The organism is uncultured Fibrobacter sp. (assembly GCF_947166265.1).
Taxonomy (GTDB): Bacteria; Fibrobacterota; Fibrobacteria; order Fibrobacterales; family Fibrobacteraceae; genus Fibrobacter.
Genome location: NZ_CAMVDO010000022.1, coordinates 1 through 23,505, shown reverse-complemented (window position 1 = coordinate 23,505; position 23,505 = coordinate 1). Strand labels below are relative to the sequence as shown.

24 protein-coding genes and 1 pseudogene are annotated in these 23,505 nt (G+C 50.2%); 18 read left to right on the top strand and 7 right to left on the bottom strand.

The window, feature by feature from the left end; all coding sequences use genetic code 11:
* The 4 genes and pseudogenes from carA (at nucleotide 1) to Q0W37_RS10940 (ending at nucleotide 7,302) form a co-directional block, all read left to right on the top strand.
* Nucleotides 1-1,125 carry a glutamine-hydrolyzing carbamoyl-phosphate synthase small subunit gene (carA, locus tag Q0W37_RS10955; RefSeq protein WP_297701539.1) on the top strand — a complete coding sequence of 375 codons (1,125 nt, stop codon included), beginning with the start codon at nucleotides 1-3 and terminating at the stop codon, nucleotides 1,123-1,125.
* A pseudogene (locus Q0W37_RS10950) lies at nucleotides 1,125-2,744 on the top strand (CTP synthase); the annotation flags it as partial. The gene carA and the pseudogene Q0W37_RS10950, both read left to right, overlap by 1 nt.
* Before the next feature lie 124 nt (nucleotides 2,745-2,868).
* Nucleotides 2,869-6,132 carry a carbamoyl-phosphate synthase large subunit gene (gene carB, locus Q0W37_RS10945; RefSeq protein ID WP_297701537.1) on the top strand — a complete coding sequence of 1,088 codons (3,264 nt, stop codon included), beginning with the start codon at nucleotides 2,869-2,871 and terminating at the stop codon, nucleotides 6,130-6,132.
* A gap of 255 nt (nucleotides 6,133-6,387) precedes the next feature.
* Nucleotides 6,388-7,302 (top strand): HNH endonuclease, encoded by a 915-nt coding sequence (locus Q0W37_RS10940; RefSeq protein WP_297701536.1) that lies wholly within the window; start codon nucleotides 6,388-6,390, stop codon nucleotides 7,300-7,302.
* Between the two features lie 10 nt (nucleotides 7,303-7,312).
* On the opposite strand, the gene Q0W37_RS10935 is transcribed toward Q0W37_RS10940, so the two are convergent.
* Entirely contained in the window at nucleotides 7,313-9,043 is a 1,731-nt protein-coding gene (locus Q0W37_RS10935; RefSeq protein WP_297701534.1) for a DUF4209 domain-containing protein, read from the bottom strand.
* Nucleotides 9,044-9,259: 216 nt separating this feature from the next.
* Between Q0W37_RS10935 and Q0W37_RS10930 the strand changes: the two genes are divergently transcribed.
* Nucleotides 9,260-9,439 (top strand): hypothetical protein, encoded by a 180-nt coding sequence (locus Q0W37_RS10930; protein ID WP_297701532.1) that lies wholly within the window; start codon nucleotides 9,260-9,262, stop codon nucleotides 9,437-9,439.
* 23 nt (nucleotides 9,440-9,462) lie between these two features.
* Here Q0W37_RS10930 and Q0W37_RS10925 read toward each other — a convergent pair whose 3' ends face one another.
* Nucleotides 9,463-9,903 carry a hypothetical protein gene (locus tag Q0W37_RS10925; protein ID WP_297701530.1) on the bottom strand — a complete coding sequence of 147 codons (441 nt, stop codon included), beginning with the start codon at nucleotides 9,901-9,903 and terminating at the stop codon, nucleotides 9,463-9,465.
* A gap of 223 nt (nucleotides 9,904-10,126) precedes the next feature.
* Between Q0W37_RS10925 and Q0W37_RS10920 the strand changes: the two genes are divergently transcribed.
* The 6 genes from Q0W37_RS10920 (at nucleotide 10,127) to Q0W37_RS10895 (ending at nucleotide 14,212) form a co-directional block, all read left to right on the top strand.
* Entirely contained in the window at nucleotides 10,127-10,681 is a 555-nt protein-coding gene (locus Q0W37_RS10920; RefSeq protein WP_297701528.1) for a hypothetical protein, read from the top strand.
* Nucleotides 10,668-10,853, top strand: coding sequence for a hypothetical protein (locus tag Q0W37_RS10915; protein ID WP_297701526.1), 186 nt, complete (start codon nucleotides 10,668-10,670; stop codon nucleotides 10,851-10,853). Before Q0W37_RS10920 ends, Q0W37_RS10915 begins: the two co-directional genes overlap by 14 nt.
* Before the next feature lie 14 nt (nucleotides 10,854-10,867).
* Nucleotides 10,868-11,449 (top strand): flavodoxin family protein, encoded by a 582-nt coding sequence (locus Q0W37_RS10910; RefSeq protein WP_297701524.1) that lies wholly within the window; start codon nucleotides 10,868-10,870, stop codon nucleotides 11,447-11,449.
* A 10-nt stretch (nucleotides 11,450-11,459) separates the two neighbouring features.
* On the top strand, nucleotides 11,460-12,038 hold the full coding sequence (locus Q0W37_RS10905) for a sugar O-acetyltransferase (protein ID WP_297701522.1): 579 nt from the start codon (nucleotides 11,460-11,462) through the stop codon (nucleotides 12,036-12,038).
* Between the two features lie 13 nt (nucleotides 12,039-12,051).
* Nucleotides 12,052-13,164, top strand: coding sequence for a cation diffusion facilitator family transporter (locus tag Q0W37_RS10900; protein ID WP_297701520.1), 1,113 nt, complete (start codon nucleotides 12,052-12,054; stop codon nucleotides 13,162-13,164).
* Nucleotides 13,165-13,315: 151 nt separating this feature from the next.
* Nucleotides 13,316-14,212 carry an AraC family transcriptional regulator gene (locus Q0W37_RS10895; RefSeq protein ID WP_297701518.1) on the top strand — a complete coding sequence of 299 codons (897 nt, stop codon included), beginning with the start codon at nucleotides 13,316-13,318 and terminating at the stop codon, nucleotides 14,210-14,212.
* A 213-nt stretch (nucleotides 14,213-14,425) separates the two neighbouring features.
* Here the strand turns inward: Q0W37_RS10895 and Q0W37_RS10890 are convergent, their stop codons facing one another.
* Together Q0W37_RS10890 and Q0W37_RS10885 are read right to left on the bottom strand one after the other, a co-directional pair.
* Nucleotides 14,426-15,496, bottom strand: coding sequence for an MBL fold metallo-hydrolase (locus Q0W37_RS10890; protein ID WP_297701516.1), 1,071 nt, complete (start codon nucleotides 15,494-15,496; stop codon nucleotides 14,426-14,428).
* A 14-nt stretch (nucleotides 15,497-15,510) separates the two neighbouring features.
* Entirely contained in the window at nucleotides 15,511-15,966 is a 456-nt protein-coding gene (locus Q0W37_RS10885) for a MerR family transcriptional regulator (RefSeq protein WP_297701514.1), read from the bottom strand.
* A 147-nt stretch (nucleotides 15,967-16,113) separates the two neighbouring features.
* On the opposite strand from Q0W37_RS10885, the gene Q0W37_RS10880 reads away from it, so the two are divergent.
* From Q0W37_RS10880 to larE, 7 genes are all read left to right on the top strand, one after another.
* A complete protein-coding gene (locus Q0W37_RS10880; protein WP_297701512.1) occupies nucleotides 16,114-16,518 on the top strand; it encodes a hypothetical protein in 405 nt (134 codons plus the stop codon).
* A 56-nt stretch (nucleotides 16,519-16,574) separates the two neighbouring features.
* Nucleotides 16,575-17,579 (top strand): DUF362 domain-containing protein, encoded by a 1,005-nt coding sequence (locus Q0W37_RS10875; protein WP_290728792.1) that lies wholly within the window; start codon nucleotides 16,575-16,577, stop codon nucleotides 17,577-17,579.
* Nucleotides 17,580-17,660: 81 nt separating this feature from the next.
* Complete coding sequence (gene tatA, locus Q0W37_RS10870; protein ID WP_297701510.1) at nucleotides 17,661-17,858, top strand: twin-arginine translocase TatA/TatE family subunit; 198 nt, start codon at nucleotides 17,661-17,663, stop codon at nucleotides 17,856-17,858.
* A 73-nt stretch (nucleotides 17,859-17,931) separates the two neighbouring features.
* Nucleotides 17,932-18,849: a twin-arginine translocase subunit TatC gene (gene tatC / locus Q0W37_RS10865; protein WP_297701508.1), complete on the top strand. Its 918-nt coding sequence runs from the start codon at nucleotides 17,932-17,934 to the stop codon at nucleotides 18,847-18,849.
* 54 nt (nucleotides 18,850-18,903) lie between these two features.
* A complete protein-coding gene (gene larB, locus Q0W37_RS10860; RefSeq protein WP_297701505.1) occupies nucleotides 18,904-19,632 on the top strand; it encodes a nickel pincer cofactor biosynthesis protein LarB in 729 nt (242 codons plus the stop codon).
* Nucleotides 19,629-20,921: a nickel pincer cofactor biosynthesis protein LarC gene (gene larC / locus Q0W37_RS10855; RefSeq protein ID WP_297701503.1), complete on the top strand. Its 1,293-nt coding sequence runs from the start codon at nucleotides 19,629-19,631 to the stop codon at nucleotides 20,919-20,921. The genes larB and larC overlap by 4 nt, the downstream gene beginning before the upstream one ends.
* A gap of 39 nt (nucleotides 20,922-20,960) precedes the next feature.
* Nucleotides 20,961-21,770 carry an ATP-dependent sacrificial sulfur transferase LarE gene (gene larE, locus Q0W37_RS10850; protein WP_367186271.1) on the top strand — a complete coding sequence of 270 codons (810 nt, stop codon included), beginning with the start codon at nucleotides 20,961-20,963 and terminating at the stop codon, nucleotides 21,768-21,770.
* 62 nt (nucleotides 21,771-21,832) lie between these two features.
* Here the strand turns inward: larE and Q0W37_RS10845 are convergent, their stop codons facing one another.
* From Q0W37_RS10845 to Q0W37_RS10835, 3 genes are all read right to left on the bottom strand, one after another.
* On the bottom strand, nucleotides 21,833-22,234 hold the full coding sequence (locus Q0W37_RS10845) for a hypothetical protein (RefSeq protein ID WP_297701499.1): 402 nt from the start codon (nucleotides 22,232-22,234) through the stop codon (nucleotides 21,833-21,835).
* Nucleotides 22,235-22,324: 90 nt separating this feature from the next.
* The gene (locus Q0W37_RS10840; protein ID WP_297701497.1) at nucleotides 22,325-22,750 is read right to left on the bottom strand and encodes a hypothetical protein; all 426 of its coding nucleotides are present in this window, start codon (nucleotides 22,748-22,750) and stop codon (nucleotides 22,325-22,327) included.
* A 20-nt stretch (nucleotides 22,751-22,770) separates the two neighbouring features.
* Nucleotides 22,771-23,436: a DUF4405 domain-containing protein gene (locus Q0W37_RS10835; RefSeq protein WP_297701495.1), complete on the bottom strand. Its 666-nt coding sequence runs from the start codon at nucleotides 23,434-23,436 to the stop codon at nucleotides 22,771-22,773.
* Nucleotides 23,437-23,505: the final 69 nt, after the last annotated feature.

Sequence of the window (23,505 nt, the reverse complement as noted above, 5' to 3'; positions counted from 1 at the left end):
ATGACTGACAAGTTCAACTGGAAAGCGAAACGCGAAAAGAAGGCGTTTCTGGCATTGGCGGATGGCGCCGTGTTCCACGGGTATGCCTTTGGAGAGGCTACCGATACCGTCGGCGAAGCGGTGTTCAACACCGGCATGGCGGGCTACAAGCAGATTTTGACGGACCCCTCCTATGCGGGCCAGTTCGTGGTATTCACCACGGCCGAAGTGGGTGCCTACGCGGCGAACCTCGAAAAGTCCGAATCGCGCGACGTGTTCCTGAACGGCATCGTCGTGAACTCGCTGGATGACGTGAGCAAGGAAATTGGCGAAGAAAGCCTGCACGACTATATGCTCGCCCACAAGAAGCCTGGCATCGCAGGAGTCGACACTCGCGCACTCACCATCCATCTGCGTGACCACGGCGCCCAGAAGGCCTACCTCCACGTAGACGGCACCGAAATGAGCGAAGCCGACGCGATTGCAAAGGCAAAGGCCTGGGAAGGCCTCGACGGCCAGGATTACGCAAGCAAGGTCAGCGACCCGAAGGGTTACGAGTTCAGCACCGAAGGCGACCTGAACGTTGTCGCGCTCGATTTCGGTATCAAGACAAATATTTTGAGGAACCTCGCCGAACAGAACATGAAGGTGACTGTGCTTCCGATCAACGCCTCCTACGAACAAATTATGGCGAAGAATCCGGACGGCGTATTCCTCTCGAACGGCCCTGCCGACCCGAACAGCCTCCCGCAGGTGGCAGCACTTGTAAAGCAGCTTTTGGGCAAGGTACCGCTGATGGGCATCTGCCTCGGTAACCAGCTCCTGGGCCTTGCGCTCGGTGCAAAGGTTTCCAAGCTCAAGTTCGGTCACCACGGTTGCAACCACCCGGTCAAGAACCTCAAGACCGGCGCCGTGGAAATCACGAGCCAGAACCATAACTACGCTATCGAAGAAGCTTCGCTCCCCACGAACGTAGAAGTCACGCACATCAACCTGAACGACAACACCGTTGAGGGCATTCGCCACAAGGAACTCCCCGCGTTCAGCGTGCAGTACCACCCGGAATCCGCTCCAGGTCCGAACGATTCCTACTACCTGTTCGGCGAATTCAGACAAATGATTCTCGACTTCAAGGGAGCAAAATAATGACGAAGGCCGCCCCCAAAAAACAGACCAAGTACATCTTTATTACCGGCGGCGTGGTCAGCTCGCTGGGTAAGGGAATCACCTCGGCCTCGCTGGCATTGCTCCTCAAGAGCCGCGGCTACAAGGTGTTCATGCAGAAGCTCGACCCGTACCTGAACGTGGACCCGGGCACCATGAGCCCCTACCAGCACGGTGAAGTCTTCGTGACCGACGACGGCTACGAAACCGACCTTGACTTGGGCCACTACGAACGCTTCGCTGGCGTGCAGTGCTCCAAGGCATCGAGCTACACTTCGGGTCGCATCTACTCTTCCGTACTCGCCAAGGAACGCGCAGGTCACTACCTGGGTGGCACCGTGCAGGTGATTCCGCACATCACCAACGAAATCAAGGACGCCTTCCGCTCTGCAGCCGAAAGCGGCGCCGACATCGTGCTCTGCGAAATCGGCGGAGTCGCTGGCGACATCGAATCGCTCCCGTTCCTCGAAGCGGCAAGACAGTTCCGTTTTGAAGTAGGCGTCGAAAACACCTGCTTTATCCACTTGGTTCTGGTGCCTTACCTGAAGGCCGCAGGCGAACTCAAGACAAAGCCTTCGCAGCACTCGGTTGCCGAACTCCGCAACATCGGTATCTTCCCGGACATTCTCGTGTGCCGTACCGAAATGACGATTCCGCAGGATCACTTGGACAAACTTGCGCTCTTCTGCAACGTAAAACCCGAATGCGTCATCGAAGAAAAGGACGTGACGGATTCTGTATACGCCGTGCCCCGCGAACTTTCCAAGCAGGAACTCGACCTCCGCGTTCTTGAACAGCTCCACTTGAGCGTACACCCCATCATCCACTCCGAATGGGACAAGCTTGTCAAGAAGGCCACCCAGCCCAAGTACGAATGCACCATTGCGCTGGTGGGCAAGTACATCGCCATCCGCGACGCCTACAAGTCCGTGCACGAAGCCTTGCAGCATGCCGGCATGGAACACAACGCCAAGGTGAAGGTGGAATGCATCGAGGCCGAAGAGCTGGAAAAGAATCCGAACCTCATCAAGAACGCTGACGGCATTCTGATTCCGGGAGGATTCGGTAGCCGCGGCGTGAACGGCAAGTGCGTTGCCATCAAGTACGCCCGCGAACACAAGGTTCCGCTGCTGGGCATCTGCCTCGGTATGCAGTGCTGCGTGATTGAATTTGCACGCAACGTACTCGGCTGGAAAGACGCCAACTCCACGGAATTCGACGAAAAGACGGCCCACCCGGTCATCGACCTGATGGACGAACAGAAGAACGTCACCGAAAAGGGCGGCACCATGCGCCTCGGCGCTTACCCGTGCAAGCTCATGAAGGATTCCAACGCGGCAAAGCTTTACAAGAGCGAAAAGATTAGCGAACGCCATCGTCACCGCTACGAATTCAACTACAACAGCGAATTCCGCGTCGCCTTGGAAAAGGCGGGGCTCAAGATCGCCGGTACATCGCCCGACGGCAAGCTCGTAGAAATGGTGGAAATCAAGAACCACCCCTACTTTGAAGCCTGCCAATTCCACCCGGAATTCAAGAGCAGGCCCACCGCGCCGCATCCGCTGTTTAGCGGACTCGTAAAGGCGGCACTAAACAAGAAAAATGTTTCGTTCAAAAAATTGAACGAAACGGCACACGCTTCGCATGTGCAAGAACAGAAGAATAGCAAAACAAAAACCGCGACCGCAAAAGCCGCGCAGAAGAATGTGAATGGAGGCAAGAAGAATGCCTAAGCGTACCGACATCAAGAAGATTATGCTCATTGGTTCTGGCCCGATTGTGATTGGCCAGGGCTGCGAATTCGACTACTCCGGCGTGCAGGCCTGTAAGGTGCTGCGCCGCGAAGGCTACGAAGTGGTGCTCGTGAACTCCAACCCGGCCACCATCATGACCGACCCCGAAATGGCCGACCGCACCTACATTGAACCGCTGAGCGTCGATATTCTGCACGAAATCATCCGCCGCGAACGCCCGGACGCCTTGCTCCCCACACTCGGTGGCCAGACCGCCTTGAACCTCGCGATGGAACTGAACGAGCGCGGCATTTTGGACCGCTACCAGGTGGAGCTCATCGGTGCGAAGGCTGAATCTATCCAGCGCGCCGAAGACCGTCACCTGTTCAAGGAAGCCATGCTCAAAATTGGGCTGGACCTCCCCCGCTCCGGTTCGGCGCACTCCATGTCTGAGGCGACCGCTATCGCCCACACCATCGGAAGCTGGCCGCTGATTATCCGTCCGGGCTTTACCCTCGGCGGCACCGGCGGCGGTATCGCCCACAATCCCGAAGAATTCGAGACCATCGTGAACCGCGGTCTTGACGCCTCGCTCAACAACGAAGTCCTTATCGAAGAATCGCTCCTCGGCTGGAAAGAATTCGAAATGGAAGTCATGCGCGACAAGAAGGGCAACGCCGTTATCGTGTGTTCCATCGAAAACCTGGACCCCATGGGCGTGCACACCGGCGACTCCATCACGGTCGCCCCGATCCAGAGCCTCGATGACCGCGCGTACCAGGCCATGCGCGACGACTCCCTGAAGGTCATGGAAGCCATCGGCGTGGAAACCGGCGGATCCAACGTTCAGTGGGCAATCGAACCCAAGACCGGTCGCCGCATCATCATCGAAATGAACCCCCGCGTGAGCCGTTCTTCTGCTCTTGCTTCCAAGGCAACGGGCTTCCCCATCGCAAAGATTGCAGCCCTCCTCGCCGTGGGCTACACCCTCGACGAACTCCGCAACGACATTACGCAAACGACCCCGAGCTGCTTTGAGCCGGCGCTTGACTACGTTGTCGTGAAGGTTCCGCGCTTCACCTTCGAAAAGTTCCCGAAGGCAGATTCCACGCTCGGCACCCAGATGAAGTCTGTGGGCGAAGCCATGGCCATCGGTACGAACTTCAAGCAGGCCATGCAGAAGGCTCTCCGCTCCCTCGAAACGGGATTCGGCGGATTCGGCGCCTGCGCCAAGTGCGAAAAGTTCAAGGAATACGACGACGAAACGCTCGCCAAGGAAGTTGCCCGCCCGAGTGCCGAACGCATCTTCGTGCTGCACGAAGCATTGCGCCGCAAGTGGGGTGTCGAGAAGTTGTACGAAATCACGAAAATTGACCGATACTTCTTGCGTCATCTTGAAGAACTCGCCCTTTACGAAGACGAAATTCTTTCTGCAGGCTCTCTCGAAAACCTTGCGAAGGATTTGCCGCTCTTCCGCCAGGCCAAGGAACTGGGCTACAGCGATATCCAGATTGGTTACCTGTTCCACAAGACTCCCGAAGAAGTCATGGCGGTGCGCAAGCAGATTGGCCTCGTTCCGAGCTACTACTCCGTCGATACCTGCGCTGGCGAATTCGAAGCCATCACGCCGTATTATTACAGCTGCTGGGCCGAAAATTCCGAACCCGTCCGCGAAATTCCGGGTCACGGTCACAAGAAACGCATCATGGTGCTCGGCGGCGGCCCGAACCGAATCGGTCAGGGTATCGAATTCGACTACTGCTGCTGCCACGCCGCCTTTACGCTGCGCCGCGAAGGCTACGAAGTCATCATGGTGAACTCCAACCCCGAAACGGTTTCCACCGACTATGATACTTCGGACAAGCTCTACTTTGAACCGCTCACGCTCGAAGACGTGATGGGCATTTACGAACGCGAAAAGTGCGCGGGCGTCATCGTGCAATTCGGTGGCCAGACTCCGCTGAACCTCGCCATGCGCCTCAAGAAGGCCGGTGCAAACGTCGTCGGCACGAGCCCCGAAGACATCGACCTCGCCGAAGACCGCGACTTCTTCAAGCAGCTGGTTGACAAGGTCGGCATCAAGCAGGCCGAAAGCGGCATCGCCCACAACGTGGAAGAAGCCCTCGCCATCGTCGAGAAAATCGGCTACCCCGTTTTTGTGCGCCCGAGCTTCGTTCTCGGCGGCCGCGGCATGGTGATTGTCTATAAGGAAAAATACCTCCGCAAGTTCGTAGAAGAAGCTGCCGCCATTGGCGAAGGCAAGCCCATCCTCATCGACCGCTTCTTGGAAGACGCTACCGAACTTGACGTGGACTGCATCAGCGACGGCAAGCACACCGTGGTGGGCGCCATTATGGAACACGTGGAACCCGCAGGCATCCACTCCGGCGACTCCGCCAGCGTCATCCCGCCCATGACGCTCTCCAAGGAAATCCAGGACAAGGTCCGCGCCTACGCCAAGGAATTCGCGAAGGAACTCCACGTTTGCGGCCTCATGAACATGCAGCTCGCCGTGAAGGACGGCGAACTCTACATGATCGAAGTGAACCCGCGCGCCTCCCGCACCGTGCCGTTCGTGTCCAAGTCCATCGGCGTCCCGCTCGCAAGTTATGCAAGCCGCTGCATGCTCGGCGAAACTCTCGAACAAATCGGTTTCACCGAAGAAGTCCACGTGCCTTACGTGAGCGTCAAGGAAGCCGTTTTCCCGTTCGTCAAGTTCCCGGGTGTGGACATCACGCTCTCTCCGGAAATGAAATCTACCGGCGAAGTCATGAGCATCGATCGCGACCGCGGCCTTGCCTACCTCAAGAGCCAGCTGGCATCGGGCAACAAGGTCCCGAGCCAGGGCAACATCTTCGTCTCGCTCAAGGACGAAGACAAGCAGAAGGCCGTCCCGCTCATTCGCCAGCTCGTGAACCTCGGATACGAACTGTACGCCACCCGCGGCACCTCCACCATGCTCTACAACGAAGGCATCAAGACCCGCGCCGTGTTCCGCATCTCCCGTGGCCGCCCGAACCTGCTGGACCTCATCCACGACAAGGAAGTGCAGTGGATCGTGAACACCACCGAAAACGGTGCCGAAGCCATGGTGGACGAAATCCAGATGCGTTCCAAGGCTGTGGTCTCCGGCATTCCCATCACCACGACCATCGCCGCCCTCACCTCCACCGTAGAAGGCCTCATGGACAAGCACGACTTCGGAAGATTCGAGGTTTGTAGTTTACAGGAGTACCACAGGCATGTGAAGAAGTAAGGTGGTTGGAAGAGGGGAAAGCCTTCCCCTCGCTTCAGCCCCGGCCCCACCCAAAGTGTCAAGCCCGCCTCCGAGCGGGCTTCTCCTTTTTACACCCACCCTAGCCGGGTCTTGCGCTACCCCTTCTTGCGGGCTTCAGACGCCAGCCCGCAACATCTGGCTTATTTAGCCAGGTTCACTTTAGAATGTTTACCAAAACATTCAAATAAAAGTATATTTCCAAATAAACATACTCCATTTTTCAAGCCAACTAAAATGAAATTTGTATTAAATGAAATTAAACGAGAATTATCAGATGAAGAGATAATTCAAGACATAAAGCGGGTTTCCAATCAATTAGGACGAGATTGGATTTCCATTTCAGAATACAGAAAAACAGGAAAACATTCTCTAAACACAATACAAAATCATTTCGGTACTTGGAAAAATGCTTTGAAAAAGGCTGGTTTAAGAGCCGAACGAAACAAAGACGAATACAAGATAATTCCAGATCAAATGTATTTTGATGATTTATTAAATGTTGCCAAGAAAACTAACAAAAAAACGGTCACTTACGAAGATTACAAAAAATATGGGAAATACGCCGTCACTTATATTTTTCGTCGATTTGGAACTTGGAATACAGCACTAACTAAAGCAGGATTAGAAGGAACAGGTTTTTCAAAAGACAAAATTACAGAACAGCAATGTTTTGATGAAATCGAAAGAATTTGGATTCTATTGGGAAGGCAACCAACCACAACTGATTTTACAAAATCGAAAATCTGCAAATACTCAATAGATGTGTTTAAGCGTCGTTTTGGAAGTTGGCGAAAAGCGTTAGAAGCCTTTGTAAAATACGCAAATAATACCGATGAAATCGACCAAGGCGATACCCCAGACGCCCCCGAATTAGAAGAAGAAACAAAATTATCTCAACATGAAAAGAATAAAATTTCTTCTCAAAACAAGCACACCACATCAAGAACTATAAATGCTAGATTAAGATTTTTGGTATTGCAAAGGGATCATTTTAAATGCTGTGCATGTGGAGCGTCACCCGCAAAAGACCCCTCTGTTGAATTGCATGTTGACCATATAATACCTTGGTCAAAAGGCGGAGAAACCGTCCCTGAAAATTTACAGACACTTTGTTCTAAATGCAATTTAGGCAAAAGCGATATTTTATAGGTTGAACTACTTACAAACCAGCTTTATCAAGTAAGAATTTTAATATAAAAGCCCATATATAAGGTTGCTCATAAGAGTCGCTAGTTATGCGTCCATGAGCAATTCTATTTCTATAATCAAAGCCGAGTTCACTATAAAAGAGCATTTTTATTTGAAAAGCTGTTTCTTCGCCTAAAATCTTAATAGCCTCGTTTGTATCTAAAAATTTCTTTGGACTTTTCTCGAAATCTTCATTTGTTTCTTTATTTTTTCCCATAACTGGGACGTCATTTACTTTTAATAAATCAGTCAAAAGTCGATCAAAATGGGGCACCATCAAATGTAAAGCAGTGAAAAGATCTCCTTGACACCCGTACACCCAGCCTCTAGCAAATGCAGATACGTTTGTTTCAGTTAAATAGCTGGAATGTGTCAACAATTGATCAATGGCATCTTTGTAAGAGAGGCTACATTGCTTTGTTAATTCTTTAAAAATGGGCTCAAGGCATTCTGTACTTTGTTTGAACACATATTTTTGAAATTCTTTGGCGATACAATCTTTTTCAAACAAATCTTTATTGGATTGCTCACGATTGGAAGATACAATACCACCATCTTCATTCAGAACATTCATTGGAGATTCTATAGCAAAAGTCAATCCATTCTTTAAGTCTGAGCTAGATTTAATTATGGATTCAAATGTTTTCTTGTCAAATTTCATCACTTTAAGCAAGGTTACAAACAGCAATGCAGGATTACACTTGGATAAAAATTTTTCCATTTTTTCTCTTCGTTCTAGATTAGCATATTCACTATAACGTTTGCCTTCAAATTGCATAGCTTTTTGATAAAGTTCTCTCGATTTTTTGATCATCCATTGTTCTTTGTCCTGAAATTCAGCCCGTTTATTTTTCGACATTTTTCCTAGTAACGGAAATAATTGATTTATTTCGTGAGCTCGGACAAAGAAACCACTCTTAATTTCGTTAGCAAAATAGGGTAAACGGTCGTTAATCAATTCCTCATAAAGAGAATCTGCTATATTTTGATCTACTTCGGCTATTTTGTCTATTGCTTTACTCCAAGAGCCGATTACTGAAAACGCTATTCTAGGTATGTAATAACGAATGATTTTTACACAATTATCTAACGCAGCTGAATGAGTCTTTAAATCATTAGCATCAAAAACATTTACTAGAGCCCACATAAGAGGTTCAATATTTTTATTCGATGTCTTTATGACAAACTCAACGAACAGGCTTTTAAATTCGCCTAATCGCTTTTTACATCGAGTTTTAACGAGAAAAAGAGCCCTCTGCCATGCATCTTGCATATATAGGTTCCAATTTTTTGAACCTATCGGCATTTCCATATACGCATCTATTGCCATGCTTAGATAAGGCTGGAATTGCTTTGTTTTGCAAAACAATACGTCCGCAATCCTTGATTTGATATATGGATCATCAATTTTGTTGAGAAAAACAATAAGGAATTCTACATCACTTTCATTCAGATTCTCTAATCGAAAGAAAAAATATGGTATAAATTCGTTTGTTTCGCAATCCAATCCTAAAGAAAGAATATCAGAAAGCAACCACAAAATTTTACTTTTGAAAGGATCTTTTTCCTTTTCTGCAATTTTTTGGAATAGGCAAAAAGGGAAGGTTGGAGCCTCCACCTCTTTCGAAAGAACTTCGGCATATCGAGAACATTCCAGCGCATCAATTCTATATTCAATATTTTCTAGTTCTTTTCGTTGCATTATACAACAAAAGATAATTTACTTTCGGACAAAAACTATATAAAAGGGGTATAATAGAGCCCAACCGCCCATTTTCTGCAATTTGCGAGACAATGTCGCGCAAATTTGTGGATTTTCGCATGAATACAGACGTATTTTTGACGCCAAACCACCCTAAACTTGCGCTTTTGCACAGAAATATGTATATTATCTGCGATAAGGCACCAAGGAGTCCCTATGACAACGACAAAAAGCATTGATTCTTATAGATTGACGGACTTGGAAGATCCGACCGATGAAATGCTTGCCCAAATTATGAGGGAAGCTGCCGAAGACGCCCGCAAGGCAAATGCCGATGCCACCAAACGTTTTTTCGATGAAATTGAAAAGATGTGCGAGAACGCCCATTTTCCGTAATTTGTGATTCAGCGACTCACGAATTAAGGGACATTTCCCTTGTAAGGCGTTCGCAGATGCTCTTTTAGTATTTCTTCATTCTTTTCATTGTTCCACTTATCAGAAACCCATAGAGCATCCATGCCGTTTTCAACATTCTGAGCGGCATTGCTAAACCCACCTTTCTGAGAAAATTCCATTATCAAATGAGCCGTTGATTCAATCACCTTCTTATAGCGATCGATTTCCTCATCTGAAAAACCGAATATATCTTCCCAAGTATAAGTGGGTAAATAGCATGTTGCCCGATGAAAACCGTTTTTTGCATCGGGTTTTTCAATGTACACCTTGACACGGCCATCCTTGCCCATTTCGGAATGGACAATTTCAGCATTATCGTCTAATGTCATGAAGGGGTACATCATATTGCTTAATGGCAATATAACATTTTTATGCCTAATTTGGCTAGTACTCATCTTTTCCACGAAAACCATCCCCAAACCCAACTTGAAATCACATTTTGTGATTTCAAAATTTCAATTTACCTATCAATAATTGATTTGCAGTTTTTGCGTCAATTTCGACCAGTTTCAAATAAAAATTTCCCGCAAAATCTAAAAGCGTCATATTCTGACATTGAAGAATTTTATATTTGCAGGGCACACTAAAACAGCCGCCTTTTTCGCATGTAGGCGGTCGGAGGTAAATATGAATGATGTAAAAATTGGTGGTGTCGGCATTTGGCTTGACGAAATTGTTCCCTGCCTCAAGGATACCGAAACCGGGGAAATCAAGGAAACAGTGGTCTTCAAGATAGAAAGCCGCTCTTTTCTCAAGAAATTCAACGAAAAGAACGGATGGGGAATCAACTGGATTGATATTCCCAATAATGTCGAGGTTTTCGCCCTCGCCCTGAAAGAAAACAACGAAATCCAGGGACTTGTCGGGGTAAAAAACGACAAAAATTCCATCGCTGCCTATATTCACTGGGCATGTACGGCTCCCCATAACAACAAACTTCTGAACGGATCGCAAAAATACACTGGGGTTGGCGGGCATCTTTTTGCAATCGCGGCGGATAAATCCATCCAATGGGGCTATGAGGGCGCTATTCACGGTTTTGCCCTTAACAAAAAGCTCTTAAAACACTATATTGAAATACTAGGCGCAGTATTCCTGGGCGCTTTGCACGAATACCAATTTTTCGTGAACGAAAAAGCGGCAAAACAACTATTGGAGACATACACCTATGAATGGAACTAAAGGACCCGTAATCCTCGCGGAATCCATGGAAGCCTACAAGGCGGTTCCTGACCCATACAAGGACGCGCCTTCAATGCATGTCAACCTGCTGGAATTGTCGCGTTACGCAGAAAAAGTCGGGAAACCGATGAGTGAGTTGACAAAAGAAGAAATCGACCGTTTCCGAATCTAACACCGGAGTTTATCATGAAAGTTGTCTTGTTTAATGGCAGCCGTCGCGAAAAGGGCTGCACCTACACCGCCCTGAACATTGTCGCGGGCGAGCTCAACGCCGCGGGCATCGAAACCGAAATTTTCTTTGTCGGGGGCCGCGTGCTCAAGGGCGAAACGGATGCCGTTGTCCACGAAGCCAAGGAAATCTTGAAATCCGCCGACGCCGTGGTCTACGGCTCGCCGGTCTACTACGCCTCCCCCAGCGGCGAAATGCTGATGTTCCTCGACAGGCTCTACGGCCTCGCCGAAGCGGAACTCCTTTTCAAGCCCGCCGCCACGGTCGCATCGGCACGCCGCGCAGGCACCAGCGCCACTCTCGACGCGCTGAACAAGTACCCCGCATTCGCGCAGCAACCCCTCGTGGCATCGCGCTACTGGAACATGGTCCACGGTTCCAGCCCCGAAGATGTGCTCAAGGACGAAGAAGGCGTGCAGATCATGCGTGAACTCGGTCGCAACATGGCATGGCTCCTTAAGAGCATCGAAGCAGGCAAGCAGGCGGGCGTTTCGCAGCCTGTCGCCGAGAAGAAGGTGTTCACGAACTTTATCCGCTAAGAGTTAAAGCATGACCGAAAAAGAAAAGATGCTCGCGGGCGAGCTTTACGACCCCTCCGACGCTGAACTCGTAAGACTGCGCCAGACCGCGCATTCCCTGTGCCGCCAGTACAACAACCTCGACGAGACGGACGACGAGCGCGAAAGCATCTTGGACAAACTGTTTGTAAAGCGCGAGCCAGGCGTGTACCTGCAGGGCCCAATTTTCTTCGACTACGGCGTGAATACGCAAATCGGCGAAAACACCTACGCGAACTTCAACTTCACCGTTCTCGACTGCGCACCGGTCACCATCGGCAAGAACGTCTTTTTCGGCCCGAATGTTGCCATCTACACTCCCCTGCATCCGCTCCGCTGGCAGGAACGCAACATGTTCAAGAAACCCGACGGAACACTTACAGACAACGAATACGCGAAGCCCATCACCATCGGGAATAACTGCTGGATTGCAGGCAACGTCACCATCTGCGCGGGCGTTACCATCGGCGAAGGGAGCGTCATCGGGGCGGGCAGCGTCGTGACCCGCGACATCCCCGCAGGCGTCGTTGCCGTCGGAAATCCGTGCAGGGTATTGAAGAAAGTCGAGTAAAACAGGAATCATTATGAACGAAACGGAAAACCGCCAAAAGGTCATTGTCCGAACAAGCATCATCGGCATTGCAGCAAACATCGTGCTGTCGGCGTTCAAGGCATTCGTCGGCTTTGCGACCAACTCTATTGCCGTGACACTCGACGCGGTGAACAACCTTTCCGATGCACTCTCCTCGGTCATTACGATTGTGGGCGCAAAGCTTTCAAACAAGTTGCCCGACAAAAAACATCCGCTCGGCTACGGGCGAATCGAATACCTGAGCGCCATGGTGGTCGCGGCAATCGTGCTCTACGCCGGCGGAACTTCGGCAGTGGAATCCGTCAAGAAAATCATTCACCCCGAAGCAGCGGACTACTCCACGGTTTCGCTGGTGATTATCGCCTCGGCGGTGGTGGTGAAACTCGTGCTCGGCAAATTTGTGAAAAGCCAGGGCGAACGCGTGAACTCGGGCGCTCTCGTGGCATCGGGCGCAGACGCGCTGTTCGACGCCATCCTCTCCCTTTCGGTGCTGGCCTCGGCCATCGTCTTCGTTCTCACGGAAATTTCCCTTGAAGCCTACGTGGGTCTCGTGATTTCCGGATTCATCATCAAGTCGGGCATCGGCATGCTCATCGAAACCCTGGACGACATTCTGGGCAAGCGCGCCGACGGCGACCTGGTCAAGAAAATCAAGAAGTTGCTCACCGAAGAACCGCAAGTCCACGGCGCCTACGATGTCATTCTCAACAATTACGGCCCGGACAAGTTCCTCGGTTCCGTGCACCTGGAACTCCCCGACACCATGACCGTCGAAGAACTCGACGAACTCACCCGCAGGGTGCAGGCACGCGTACACAAGGAAACCGGCGTACTTCTGACGGGCGTGGGCGTTTATTCATACAACACCAAGAACGACAAATCTGCCGAAATCCGCAGCAACATTTTGAAGCTTGTAAAAGCACATGAATGGGCTTTGCAGCTCCACGGCTTTTACGTAAACTTCGAAGAAAAGGCAATCCGTTTCGACGTAGTCATGAATTTTGAAATCAAGCCGCAGGAAGGCCTCGACATCCTTTACAAGGAAATCGGCGAAGCCTACCCCGGCTACGATCTGCATATTAACGCCGACATCGACGCATCGTAAAGTGCGATAACCAGACCTGCAAAAGAGATTTAGATCAAAATTCCCTCAAAAACAGGAATTTTGACGATTATTTGTAGATTTTTACAACTATTTAGGAAATTTTAAGGTAATTTTAACAATGAAAATTTCCAAATAGTCGTTTTATAATTTTATGAAAAGAAAATCCATAAACGAAAATAACATAAGAAAAGTCGATATTTCCCTATTAGACTTCTTAAAGCAGTCCAATACTATTCCAGGGAAAATTGTCTTTTTTGATAACATTGAAGGATTAGAAACCTCCGGTTATTTTTATCTGCAAGGCATTATCTTTTTCTTAATCGAAAGAGGTAACAGTACAATTGAAGTGAATACAACAACATACGAGTTGAAAAAGGGGTGCGTTTTTGTAGTATTTCCAGGCCAAACCATCCATGTCATTCACACAAGCGACGACTTAAAACCGTTATGCATTGCATGTTCCATAGACATGATGAACGACTTAATGTCCCAAATCAAAGACAGTTTACAATTTATTCAGTATGCAAAGCAAGCTCCGTTCCAACAAAGAGATGGTGAAGATTTTGAGCAATTAAAAAAATCCTTCAGGCACCTGCAAGAAAAAATAAAAGTTACAAAAGACAATCGTTACCACTATCAAATCATTAAAAACCTTGTGCTATCCATAGCCTTTGAATGCACTGAAATTTTAACAGAAAGAAGCGTTGAATCACAGGGATCTAGCCGCAAGAATGCATTATTCAACGCTTTCTTACAAAAAGTCGAAGAGCGTCACCGTAAAGAACACAGCGTCAAGTATTACGCCTATGAACTTTGCGTCACCCCTAAATACCTTTCTACCGTTGTTGAAGAACTGAGTGGCAAAGGCGCAAAACAATGGATTGACGAATTTATCGCCCTAGACGCGAAAGTCCTTTTACAATCGTCACAAAAGAACATTCAAGAAATTTCTAACGAGCTAAACTTTATTGATGCAAGCCTGTTCGGGAAATTTTTCAGACGCATGACTGGGATGACGCCTAAGGCTTTCCGCGATAAAAAAGAATAAATTTGGGTTTTTATCGCCCGTAAAACCTGTATTTTCAGCCATAATTAAAAAAGAGGGCTTACCTTTTTATTGAAATGAATATTTTTTTACAGGTATCGGGAGCAATGATTTACCTAGCAGCGTTTCCTTAGTTCCGTTTGAAGAAAAAAAATAAGTTGTAGCATCACATGGCGCATCATTCGCTTTGCTTCTGAATCGCGCCAACGATTTCGCTTACTCCAAGTACACGACTTCGCCTATTTTCGGCATCAATACGGGCTTGCCCGATTCCTGGGCAGCCCGTTTCGCGTTTTCCAGCGGTTCCATGTATGAATGCTTGCTCAAGCAGAACTTGGAATGGTGAACAGTCATGTAGCGGTTCGCACCGAGTTCCACCATTTCCTTGCCCAGGTATTCCGGCATGGTGTGGATGAGCGACCAGTCCTTGTTATACTGCCCGTTTTCAAGAATCGCCAAATCGATGTCGGTAAATTTCTTTCCGATTTTCTCGAAGTGCGGACCGTACCCCGTATCGCCACCAATCCAAACGGTGCGTTTTGGGGACTTGAACGCGAAAGACGCCCACAGAGTCTTGTTCTGGTGCAGATCACGGCCCGAAAAATGCCTTGCCGGAGTCGCCGTCACGTTAAAGCCTTCGCCCAAGTCGGCGGAATCCCACCAGTCGAGTTCCGTAAGTTTTTCAACGGGATATCCCCAGTATTCAAAATGTTCACCCACACCAAGCCCCGTCACCACACGCTTTACGCGCGGTTCGAGTTCCTTCACGGCCTGATAATCCAGATGATCCCAATGATCGTGCGAAATAACCAGGCAATCGATATCCGGCATGTCAACAGGCTTGTAAACGTCGGTTCCCTTGAACATCTTGTTCACAAAGCTTACTGGCGAACCCTGATAAAATACGGGATCCACAAGAATCTTCTTCCCAGATAAGTTCATCAAATACGAAGAGTGTCCGAACCAGACAATCCAATCCTTATCGGCAGGGAGCATTTTCAAATCCGTCTTGACGACTGTTAGCGCTGTATCGGGAACGGTTTGCGATCTTTTGCCGAACAAGAATTCAAGCGTCGTTTCAAACAAGTTCTTATCGCCTGTCATCATGACGGTCTTTTCGTCATTCACGAACTTTTGACCATCGTAATGCGGTGACTGCTTGATGCGTTCAAGACGATCGCCTTGAGGAATACGCCCAAATTTTGCCTGGTTCAGGAATAGCACGCCAACGGTTCCCAGAATAAAAAGGGTCGAAAGTGCGATAATCATATTTTTCTTTTTCTTCATTAATTTTTTCACGTCTAGCCTGTTACCTTGTCAAAATCGTCCGGGGACTCGAACAACCTTTTCTTCAGATGTTGGAACCGCCTTTCGTTGGTGGCGACATCCAGGTTGCCCACCCGAACGGCTTCCCGATACAGGAGTACCTTGTAGCGAATCTTGTTCATGACCACCGTAAGGCGGGCCATTTCCTTTTCAAGAATCTTGCGGCGGTTTTCAAAAAGGGACAGCCTTTGAGAAAGCGTAGAATCGCCCTCGTTGAACCACTCGATGTACTGGCGGATTTCCTTGATTTGTAATCCCGAATCCTTGAGGCATTCAATCATGGTAAGCCAGCGAAGATCTTCGTCGCTGTAGGCCCGCACGCCCGAGGCGTTCTTCTTGACAAAGGGAAGCAGGCCCTCTTTTTCATAGTAGCGCAGGGTATAGGCCGAAAGCCCTGTCTTCTTGACGACATCGCCTATAGAGTAAGTCATGTTTACAAAATATAAATATTTTCGCCCAAACGATAGAGTTAGAGTTAACTCTAAATAATATTTTTCAACTTTTTTCACAAAAACTCATCACCTAGAGTAAACTCTAGGTGTTATATTTCTTATAGAACATTTTCAAAAGGAGATTTTATGTGCTGTTTTGTCGTGCCCATGGCCGAAGCGGTCGTCACCACCATCGCAACCCTCGTGTTGCAGCAGACCGACAAGTCTAAAAGTGAATCCAGGAACCTTGAAGACGAGGTTTCTGGCGCTCCGCAGCCCTTCTATAAAAGCCTGCGCCTGCTCGCCCGTATGCTCTGGCTCGTAACAGGCGTCCTGATTATCGACCATGTCATGAACGGAGAACTCATGTGGAGCTATCCATTCTTTACCGCAGCCACAAGCCCCGAAGGTGTTTCCGAGATGGTGCGGGAAATGTCCACGGTGGGTGTTGCCATGTCGGCATTTATCACGTCCGTATGGGCAGTGATGATTATCGCACGCAAGTACAAGGCCCAATCCCTCGCCAAGGCCGAGGCTCACTCAAATCACTGACCTTCGGTCCGAACCACGGCCTAATCACTAACCACCAACCACTAACCACTAAACTTATGGATAGAAGAGACTTTCTAAAAACCGCAGGCGCAGCAGCTCTGGCTTCTGCCGTATTCACACCCGCTTTCGCGAAAGGGAAATCCATGGAACAGAAGGAACCCGGAAAGGACGTTTCCAACGTCTATTTTACCAAGGACCTGAGTGCCGCAGGCCTCATCAAGTTGTACAAGAAAATCAACGAGGGCATCACCGGACGCGTGGCCATCAAGCTCCACACCGGCGAAAAGAACGGCCCCAATATTCTGCCCCGCGAATGGGTCAAGGAATTCCAGGCACAGGTTCCCAACTCCAAGATTGTGGAGACCAACACCTGGTACGAAGGCGACCGATATACTACCGAACAGCACCGCGAAACCCTCAAGGTGAACGGCTGGACCTTCTGCGATGTGGACATCATGGACGAAGACGGCGAAGTGATGCTCCCCGTAAAAGACGGCCTCATTTTCAAGGAAATGTCCATGGGCGCACACATCAAGAATTACGATTCCATGATTGTGCTGACGCATTTCAAGGGCCACGCCATGGGCGGTTTCGGCGGCTCCATGAAGAACATCGCCATCGGTTGCGCGGGCGGACGCCTGGGCAAGAAGATGATTCACGAATACGTGAAGGGCGGCCCCACCAAGATGGAACCGGGCGGCACGGCAGGCTGGAAAACCAGCGGAGCCCTGTTCATGGAAACCATGGCCGATTCCGCAAAGGCCACCTGCGACTTTTTCAAGGGTCACATCTGCTTTATCAATGTGCTACGCCGCATGTCCGTGGACTGCGACTGCGCGGGGCTTTCTGCAGCGGAACCCAAGTGCCGCGATATCGGTATTCTCGCCTCCACAGACATCGTGGCGGTGGACCAGGCCAGCGTTGACATGGTCTACAAGCTCCCTCCCAAGGAACTTCACGACCTCAAGGAACGCATCGAGACCCGCGAAGGCCTGCACCAGCTCCCCGCCATGGAAAAACTGAAGATGGGTAACCGCAAATACAGGATTATCGAACTGTAGCCTAGTTCGCGACGGCACCGTAGATAAATTCTCGTCACCGTCGCGGATTGTGTTATATTTCTAGGAAAAGGCAGGTAAAATATGTCCCTTGGAATTCCAGAAATAATCCTGATTGTGGTCGTGGTGCTCCTTTTGTTCGGGGCAAAGCGCATTCCTGAACTCGCACGTTCCCTGGGACGCGCCCAGAACGAGTACAAGAAGGCGAAAGACGCCCTGAAGGAAGAAGCCGAAGACCTGCAGAAGACGGTAGAAAAAGCCGCCGAGAAAAGTAAGCAGTAAACAGTGGTTAGTATGCAGGGCGGCTTCGCCGCGATTATAAATCCTAATCACTAACCACCAACCACTAATCACTATGACTACCAAGCAGGATCAAGAGGCTACGCTGATTTCGCATTTGGAAGCGCTCCGACGGGCGCTTTTGCGTTCTATTGTCGCCCTTGCCATCGGCATCGTGCCCCTGTTCCTTGTTTCGCCCTACGTTCTGGACTGGTTCTGTAAGCAAATCGCCCTGCAGGGCGGCGTCACGCTCCATTACTTTTCCCCGATGGAAGTGTTCCTGCTGCAGCTCAAGATTTCTGCACTGCTGGACTGCGTGCTGTTTTCGCCCTACATCGCCTGGAACATGTGGCAGTTCGTGCTCCCCGCCCTATACGACAATGAAAAACGCTTTATCCGCTCCATCGTTTGCCTGACATCGCTCCTGTTCATCGCGGGCGTTGCGTTCTGCCTTGTCGTCTGCTTCCCGCTGATTGTGCAGTTCGGCATGAGCTTTGCAAGCACGACCCTGCAGCCCGTATTTGGCGTTTCTAACCTGGTAACACTCGCGCTCTGGCTTTCCCTTGCGTTCGGATGCATGTTCCAGTTCCCGCTGGTGACCTACGCGTTAATCCGTGCGGGCATCGTGAATTACGAGACCGTCTGCAGCAAGCGCCCCTACGTGGTGGTGGCAATCCTTGTACTGGCGGCCCTCCTCACTCCCCCCGATGTTGTTAGCCAACTGTTACTCGGAGTCCCGACGTACCTGCTCTTCGAAGCGGGTCTCCTGGCAGCCAGGCGTTACAAGGGGCGAGCCTTGAAAGAAGTCCACCCTGAAAACGCCCCGAACATCGCACCGCGAGACTCGACTGCACCCGCGACAGAATCGGAGACTGCGCAGACCACAGCGACGAAAGCCGAAACTCCCGCGGCCGACGACATCGATTTTGCGGCACCTTCTTCCAAGTTCCAAGTCGGCGCAGAAAAAGACGCAGACAACTGGAAACCTTATTGATTTTTAGAAAAATTCATTTGCCTTAGAGTCAACTCTAAGCGATATATTAGAAGTATGAAAAAGTTTGTTTCAAAAGATTCCTTTGAAGACATCGGTTTTGCCAAGCTGGACGTGAGTCGCGAATCGCGCACAGGCACTAGCGAGGCCGTTTATTGCGCAGGCAAGACTTCGAAACAGCTCCTGAAAATTCTTAGAAAGTTCCGGGACAAGGGCTGCCGCGTATTAGGGACCAAATGCAGCAAGGAACAGGCGGAATTCATCGCAAATGCAGGCGAGAAAATCTGCTACGACGAACTTTCCCGGACGATTTCGCTAGCAGATGAAACGCCTGCCAAGCAGAAGCGCGGGCGTTCCGGCGGCAAGGCGGCACAAACGGTTGCAAAACTCGGGCCTGTGGCCGTATGTTGCGCAGGAACGGCGGACCTGCCTATTGCCGAAGAAGCCGCCAAGACGCTGGAATTTAACGGCGTGAAGGTCGTGCGCCAGTACGACGTGGGGATTGCGGGGCTGCACCGCCTGCTTTCGAAGGTGGAGGACATCCGCAAGGCTTCGGTGGTTATCGCGGTTGCCGGAATGGAAGGCGCGCTCCCCGGCGTGATTGCCGGACTCGTGAAAGCGCCCGTGATTGCCGTGCCCACATCAGTCGGGTACGGGGCATCCTTCGGTGGAATCAGCGCACTGCTCACCATGCTCAACACCTGCGCCGAGGGCGTGACGGTGGTAAATATCGATAACGGTTTCGGGGCGGCCATCGCCGCATTTAGAATGTTGAAGGTAAAATGATGAAATATCTCTATCTTGATGGATCTTGCGGTATCAGCGGCGATATGACGGTTGCCGCACTTCTTGGACTTGGCGCATCACGCGAAAAAATGGATGCGGCGATTGCTGGGCTCAATCTAGAAGGCGTCCACGTCCATGTGGATAATTCAAAGAGTTACAGCATTGCGGGGCTTTCTTTTGCGGTGCATGTTCACGGTCACGATGCTGACCACGTGCATTCTCACGAAGAAGGGTATGTAGAGCATCATCATCACCATGAGCACGGGCACCATCATCACGAACATCGGCACTTGTCCGAGGTTTACGAGATTCTGGACCGCGCAGCAAATGCAGGGGCAGTCACGCCCCGCGCCCTTGAAACCGCAAAAAAGATTTTCCGCATCATCGCCGAAGCCGAGGCGAAGGCTCACGGCGTGCCCGTAGAAGAAGTCCATTTCCACGAAGTGGGTGCCGTCGATTCCATCGTCGATATCTTGGCGGTCGCCGTCCTTGCAGATGACCTTGGTATAGAGAACTGCATCGTTACAGGGCTCAACGAAGGTTCTGGCTTTGTAGAAACGCAACATGGCCAGTTGCCGATTCCCGTTCCGGCGGTAGCGCACATTGCAGAAGCAGCGGGCATCGCGCTTCACATCACCGAAACGAAAGGTGAAATGGTCACCCCAACGGGAGCGGGCATCGTGGCGGCCCTCCGGACAAGCGAACGCCTCCCCGCAAGTTACAAGATTTTAAAATCGGGCATAGGTCTCGGCAAGCGCGATTTCGGGCGAGCAAATTTCTTGCGGGCACAAATCATTGAGGACTGCGCAAACGACAAAGGCGGCGACGCAACATCCAGTGCCACAGGCTCCGCGGCTCTTGATTGCAACGTTTTCCAGATTGAAGCGAACATCGACGATTCCACTCCCGAAGAACTGGGCTACGCCATGGACAAACTCTTCGAAGCGGGAGCCCGCGACGTCCATTTTATCCCCTGCTACATGAAGAAAAACCGCATGGGCACTCTCCTGTGCGCCCTCGCCGACAGCGAGCACCTGGCTGCCGTAGAGAAAGCGATTTTCTTACATACATCGACCGTCGGCGTGCGCCGTTTCCCCGTAGAACGCACCTGCATGGCCCGCAGCATCTTCGAAGTCGAAACAGAATTCGGCAAGGTTCGCGTCAAGAAGTCCGTCCTAGGCGACATCGAAAAAATCAAGCCCGAATTTGACGACCTGAAAGCATGTGCCGACAAGGCTGGCGTTCCCATTCGCGAAATCCAGAAAGCTGTCGAGAAGAAACTGCACTAAAAGTGAATTGTCAAACCGCAATTTTGTATTTTCCTTTATATGGAAAGCTTGAGTCAAAAGTTTGAAAAACTGAAAAACCTCTTGCGCGAAATGAACCGCGTCGCCATCGCATTTTCTGCCGGCGTAGATTCCACATTCCTAGCAAAAGTCGCCCACGACACGCTGGGCGACAACATGGTCGCCTACACCGTCCAGGCGGGAATGGTCCCCGAGCGCGAAATCGCATTTTCCCGAGAGTTCTGCAAGTTGCACGGAATCCCGCAGCAGCTGATAGAAGTTGACGAAATGCAGGTAGAAGGCTTTGCCGAAAACTCCAGGGAACGTTGCTACTTCTGCAAGCGCAACCTGTTTTCTAAAATTGCAGAACGCGCAAAGGCCGCAGGATTTTCAACCGTCTGCGAAGGCAGCAATGCCGATGACATTCACGACTACCGCCCGGGAATGCGCGCCCTCCAGGAACTAGGCATCAGGAGCCCCCTCCTGGAATGCGGACTCACAAAAGCGGACATCCGCGAACTTTCGCACCAACTGGATTTACCTACGTGGGACAAGCCTTCCTTCGCCTGCCTCGCAAGCCGCATCCCTTACGGAGAACCCATTTCCCGGGAAAAGCTTTCCATGGTATCAAATGCGGAGCAACTGCTTTTTGAACTGGGCTTCAAGCAGTTCCGCGTGCGCCTGCATGGCAACCTCGCACGCATCGAGGTGTTGCCGGAAGATTTCGACAAGGTTCTAGAAAAGCGCGACCAGATTCTCGCAGCCTTCAAGAAAATCGGATTTACCTACATCTCGCTAGACCTGCAGGGCTTCCGCAGCGGCAGCCTGAACGAGACTTTAGCCACGAAGTAATGAAAAATTGAATTAAAAGCCCCCTCGTTTTTCCGAGGGAGCCTTTTTGACGATGCATCAGTCTATTTCACGAAAACGGCGAGAAGTTTACGCGCACCGTCACCTTCGGCAAATCGGATTTCACCTAGTGTATGGTATTCAAATCCCGAAAACTGCTGCAAGTGCAGTGCCACAAATTCGTGATCCTGCGAGTAGCAAAGGTTCAGGCGGAAGTTTCCGTTGTCGCTTGTTTTGGGGCGCCCTTCTCTTTGAATTATTGCATCCAGAGATTCCAAAGACGCTTCGACAATCGCCTGAACTTTTTGCCCTTCCGTGGGGCTAAACTCTAGGCATATTCCCACAACGGGTGAATTCGTCTTAGTGTAGGTGACATTGGTTTTGAAACCGAAAAACTTCTTTTCGGTCTTGATATAGGGCTTATTGAAGAGGGCGTTAGCCATCTCCATCTTGGAAATGTTTTCCATGTTCTTTCTCTTTTTTAAAATGAATGATGTCGCGCACCCGGTAAGGGCCGCGGCCATTTACTAGTGTTTAAGGCTTGGAGAAAGAACTTGCTAACAGAGCATTCGCTCTAGCGTGTAAACGTAATATTCTTTAGGTTTTTGATAAACTAGCGGTAAAGGGAAGCCGCAATGGATGCAAATAGTTGACCGCGCGATTTTAGTCGCAAACGGTGTAGCCTGTTTGGACGTTGCCGAACTGCGTCCGCCATAGCCTTGAAGGCCGTTGCCGCGCGATGCACGCAAGGACACCTGCTGGCCCGACCTGCGCGTAAGCAGTATAGCATCAGCTGTTGATTCTCGAGACAGGTATAACGGATTATCAGCAAAATCGTGAGCAGTGAAAACTTTCTCACTTTCTGCAACCTGACCAAGTTCAGCGCCGTAATCGTAAACAAAAGAACCCTCGACAATAGCAGAAAGAATCGCGAACAACGCGACTGCAATCATCGACAGAATATTTTGTTTAATACGCTTCATTGTACTAATAATGTACAAATCTACGCCTTCATGAGTTTCGCCACATAATGCACCGCGACGGCAAACAGCACAATGATGGCGATATAGTCCGCGAAAAAGAGGGCGTAGCCGCGTTCCGCGTCAAAGAAGAAAAACGGCTGCTGCAGGAACATGTATTTCCAAAGCCCGCGAATAACGAAGGCGTAAATTCCGTAGCCCGCCACGAGAGCAGCAACCACGCGGGTTGCGATAAGCGCCGCCTTTGACTTGAATGCGCCCGCAAGTCCCAAGCGGTTTGCAATCAGGCTCACATGCAGCCCGATGTGGAGCGACATGAACACGTAATACCAGTGGCTTGCAAGCAGGTGCGCCGTGCGGGCGAAGTTTGCGCCCGATTCAATCCCGAGACAAGCGAACACATGGTTCGAAAGCATGATTCCGCTCACCATCAAGAAAATCGCGCACAAAAGGATTCCGCAATTCACGACCGCCTGCAAAATGCGGAATACGTTGTAGCGGCCCTTGAACAGCGAAAGGAAAAATCGCCGGTTCAGCGTGATGTGCACCGCCCACAGAACAAGCAGCACCACGCCCAGAATCTCGTGAACGGCAGTCGATTCAAAGAAGTAATTGCCGCCCATCAGCACGAGCGTCGCGACCGTCATCGCGATATCAAGCGGCATACGGATTTTGGCGGAAATAGGCATATCAAGGAATATACATTATTTCGTCTTCACGCCGTTTTTCTCGAGCCACTTGGCCACATCTTTCGAGAG

Coding starts and splice junctions, on each gene's coding strand:
- Q0W37_RS10915 (WP_297701526.1), top strand. CDS start 10,668: ATGAATGGAACTAAAGGACCCGTAATCCTCGCGGAATCCATGGAAGCC.
- tatC (WP_297701508.1), top strand. CDS start 17,932: ATGACTACCAAGCAGGATCAAGAGGCTACGCTGATTTCGCATTTGGAA.
- Q0W37_RS10875 (WP_290728792.1), top strand. CDS start 16,575: ATGGATAGAAGAGACTTTCTAAAAACCGCAGGCGCAGCAGCTCTGGCT.
- Q0W37_RS10930 (WP_297701532.1), top strand. CDS start 9,260: ATGACAACGACAAAAAGCATTGATTCTTATAGATTGACGGACTTGGAA.
- carA (WP_297701539.1), top strand. CDS start 1: ATGACTGACAAGTTCAACTGGAAAGCGAAACGCGAAAAGAAGGCGTTT.
- carB (WP_297701537.1), top strand. CDS start 2,869: ATGCCTAAGCGTACCGACATCAAGAAGATTATGCTCATTGGTTCTGGC.
- Q0W37_RS10840 (WP_297701497.1), bottom strand. CDS start 22,750: ATGAAGCGTATTAAACAAAATATTCTGTCGATGATTGCAGTCGCGTTG.
- Q0W37_RS10890 (WP_297701516.1), bottom strand. CDS start 15,496: ATGAAGAAAAAGAAAAATATGATTATCGCACTTTCGACCCTTTTTATT.
- Q0W37_RS10935 (WP_297701534.1), bottom strand. CDS start 9,043: ATGCAACGAAAAGAACTAGAAAATATTGAATATAGAATTGATGCGCTG.
- Q0W37_RS10900 (WP_297701520.1), top strand. CDS start 12,052: ATGAACGAAACGGAAAACCGCCAAAAGGTCATTGTCCGAACAAGCATC.
- Q0W37_RS10845 (WP_297701499.1), bottom strand. CDS start 22,234: ATGGAAAACATTTCCAAGATGGAGATGGCTAACGCCCTCTTCAATAAG.
- tatA (WP_297701510.1), top strand. CDS start 17,661: ATGTCCCTTGGAATTCCAGAAATAATCCTGATTGTGGTCGTGGTGCTC.
- Q0W37_RS10895 (WP_297701518.1), top strand. CDS start 13,316: ATGAAAAGAAAATCCATAAACGAAAATAACATAAGAAAAGTCGATATT.
- larE (WP_367186271.1), top strand. CDS start 20,961: ATGGAAAGCTTGAGTCAAAAGTTTGAAAAACTGAAAAACCTCTTGCGC.
- Q0W37_RS10910 (WP_297701524.1), top strand. CDS start 10,868: ATGAAAGTTGTCTTGTTTAATGGCAGCCGTCGCGAAAAGGGCTGCACC.
- Q0W37_RS10905 (WP_297701522.1), top strand. CDS start 11,460: ATGACCGAAAAAGAAAAGATGCTCGCGGGCGAGCTTTACGACCCCTCC.
- Q0W37_RS10880 (WP_297701512.1), top strand. CDS start 16,114: ATGTGCTGTTTTGTCGTGCCCATGGCCGAAGCGGTCGTCACCACCATC.
- larB (WP_297701505.1), top strand. CDS start 18,904: ATGAAAAAGTTTGTTTCAAAAGATTCCTTTGAAGACATCGGTTTTGCC.
- Q0W37_RS10835 (WP_297701495.1), bottom strand. CDS start 23,436: ATGCCTATTTCCGCCAAAATCCGTATGCCGCTTGATATCGCGATGACG.
- Q0W37_RS10885 (WP_297701514.1), bottom strand. CDS start 15,966: ATGACTTACTCTATAGGCGATGTCGTCAAGAAGACAGGGCTTTCGGCC.
- larC (WP_297701503.1), top strand. CDS start 19,629: ATGATGAAATATCTCTATCTTGATGGATCTTGCGGTATCAGCGGCGAT.
- Q0W37_RS10920 (WP_297701528.1), top strand. CDS start 10,127: ATGAATGATGTAAAAATTGGTGGTGTCGGCATTTGGCTTGACGAAATT.
- Q0W37_RS10940 (WP_297701536.1), top strand. CDS start 6,388: ATGAAATTTGTATTAAATGAAATTAAACGAGAATTATCAGATGAAGAG.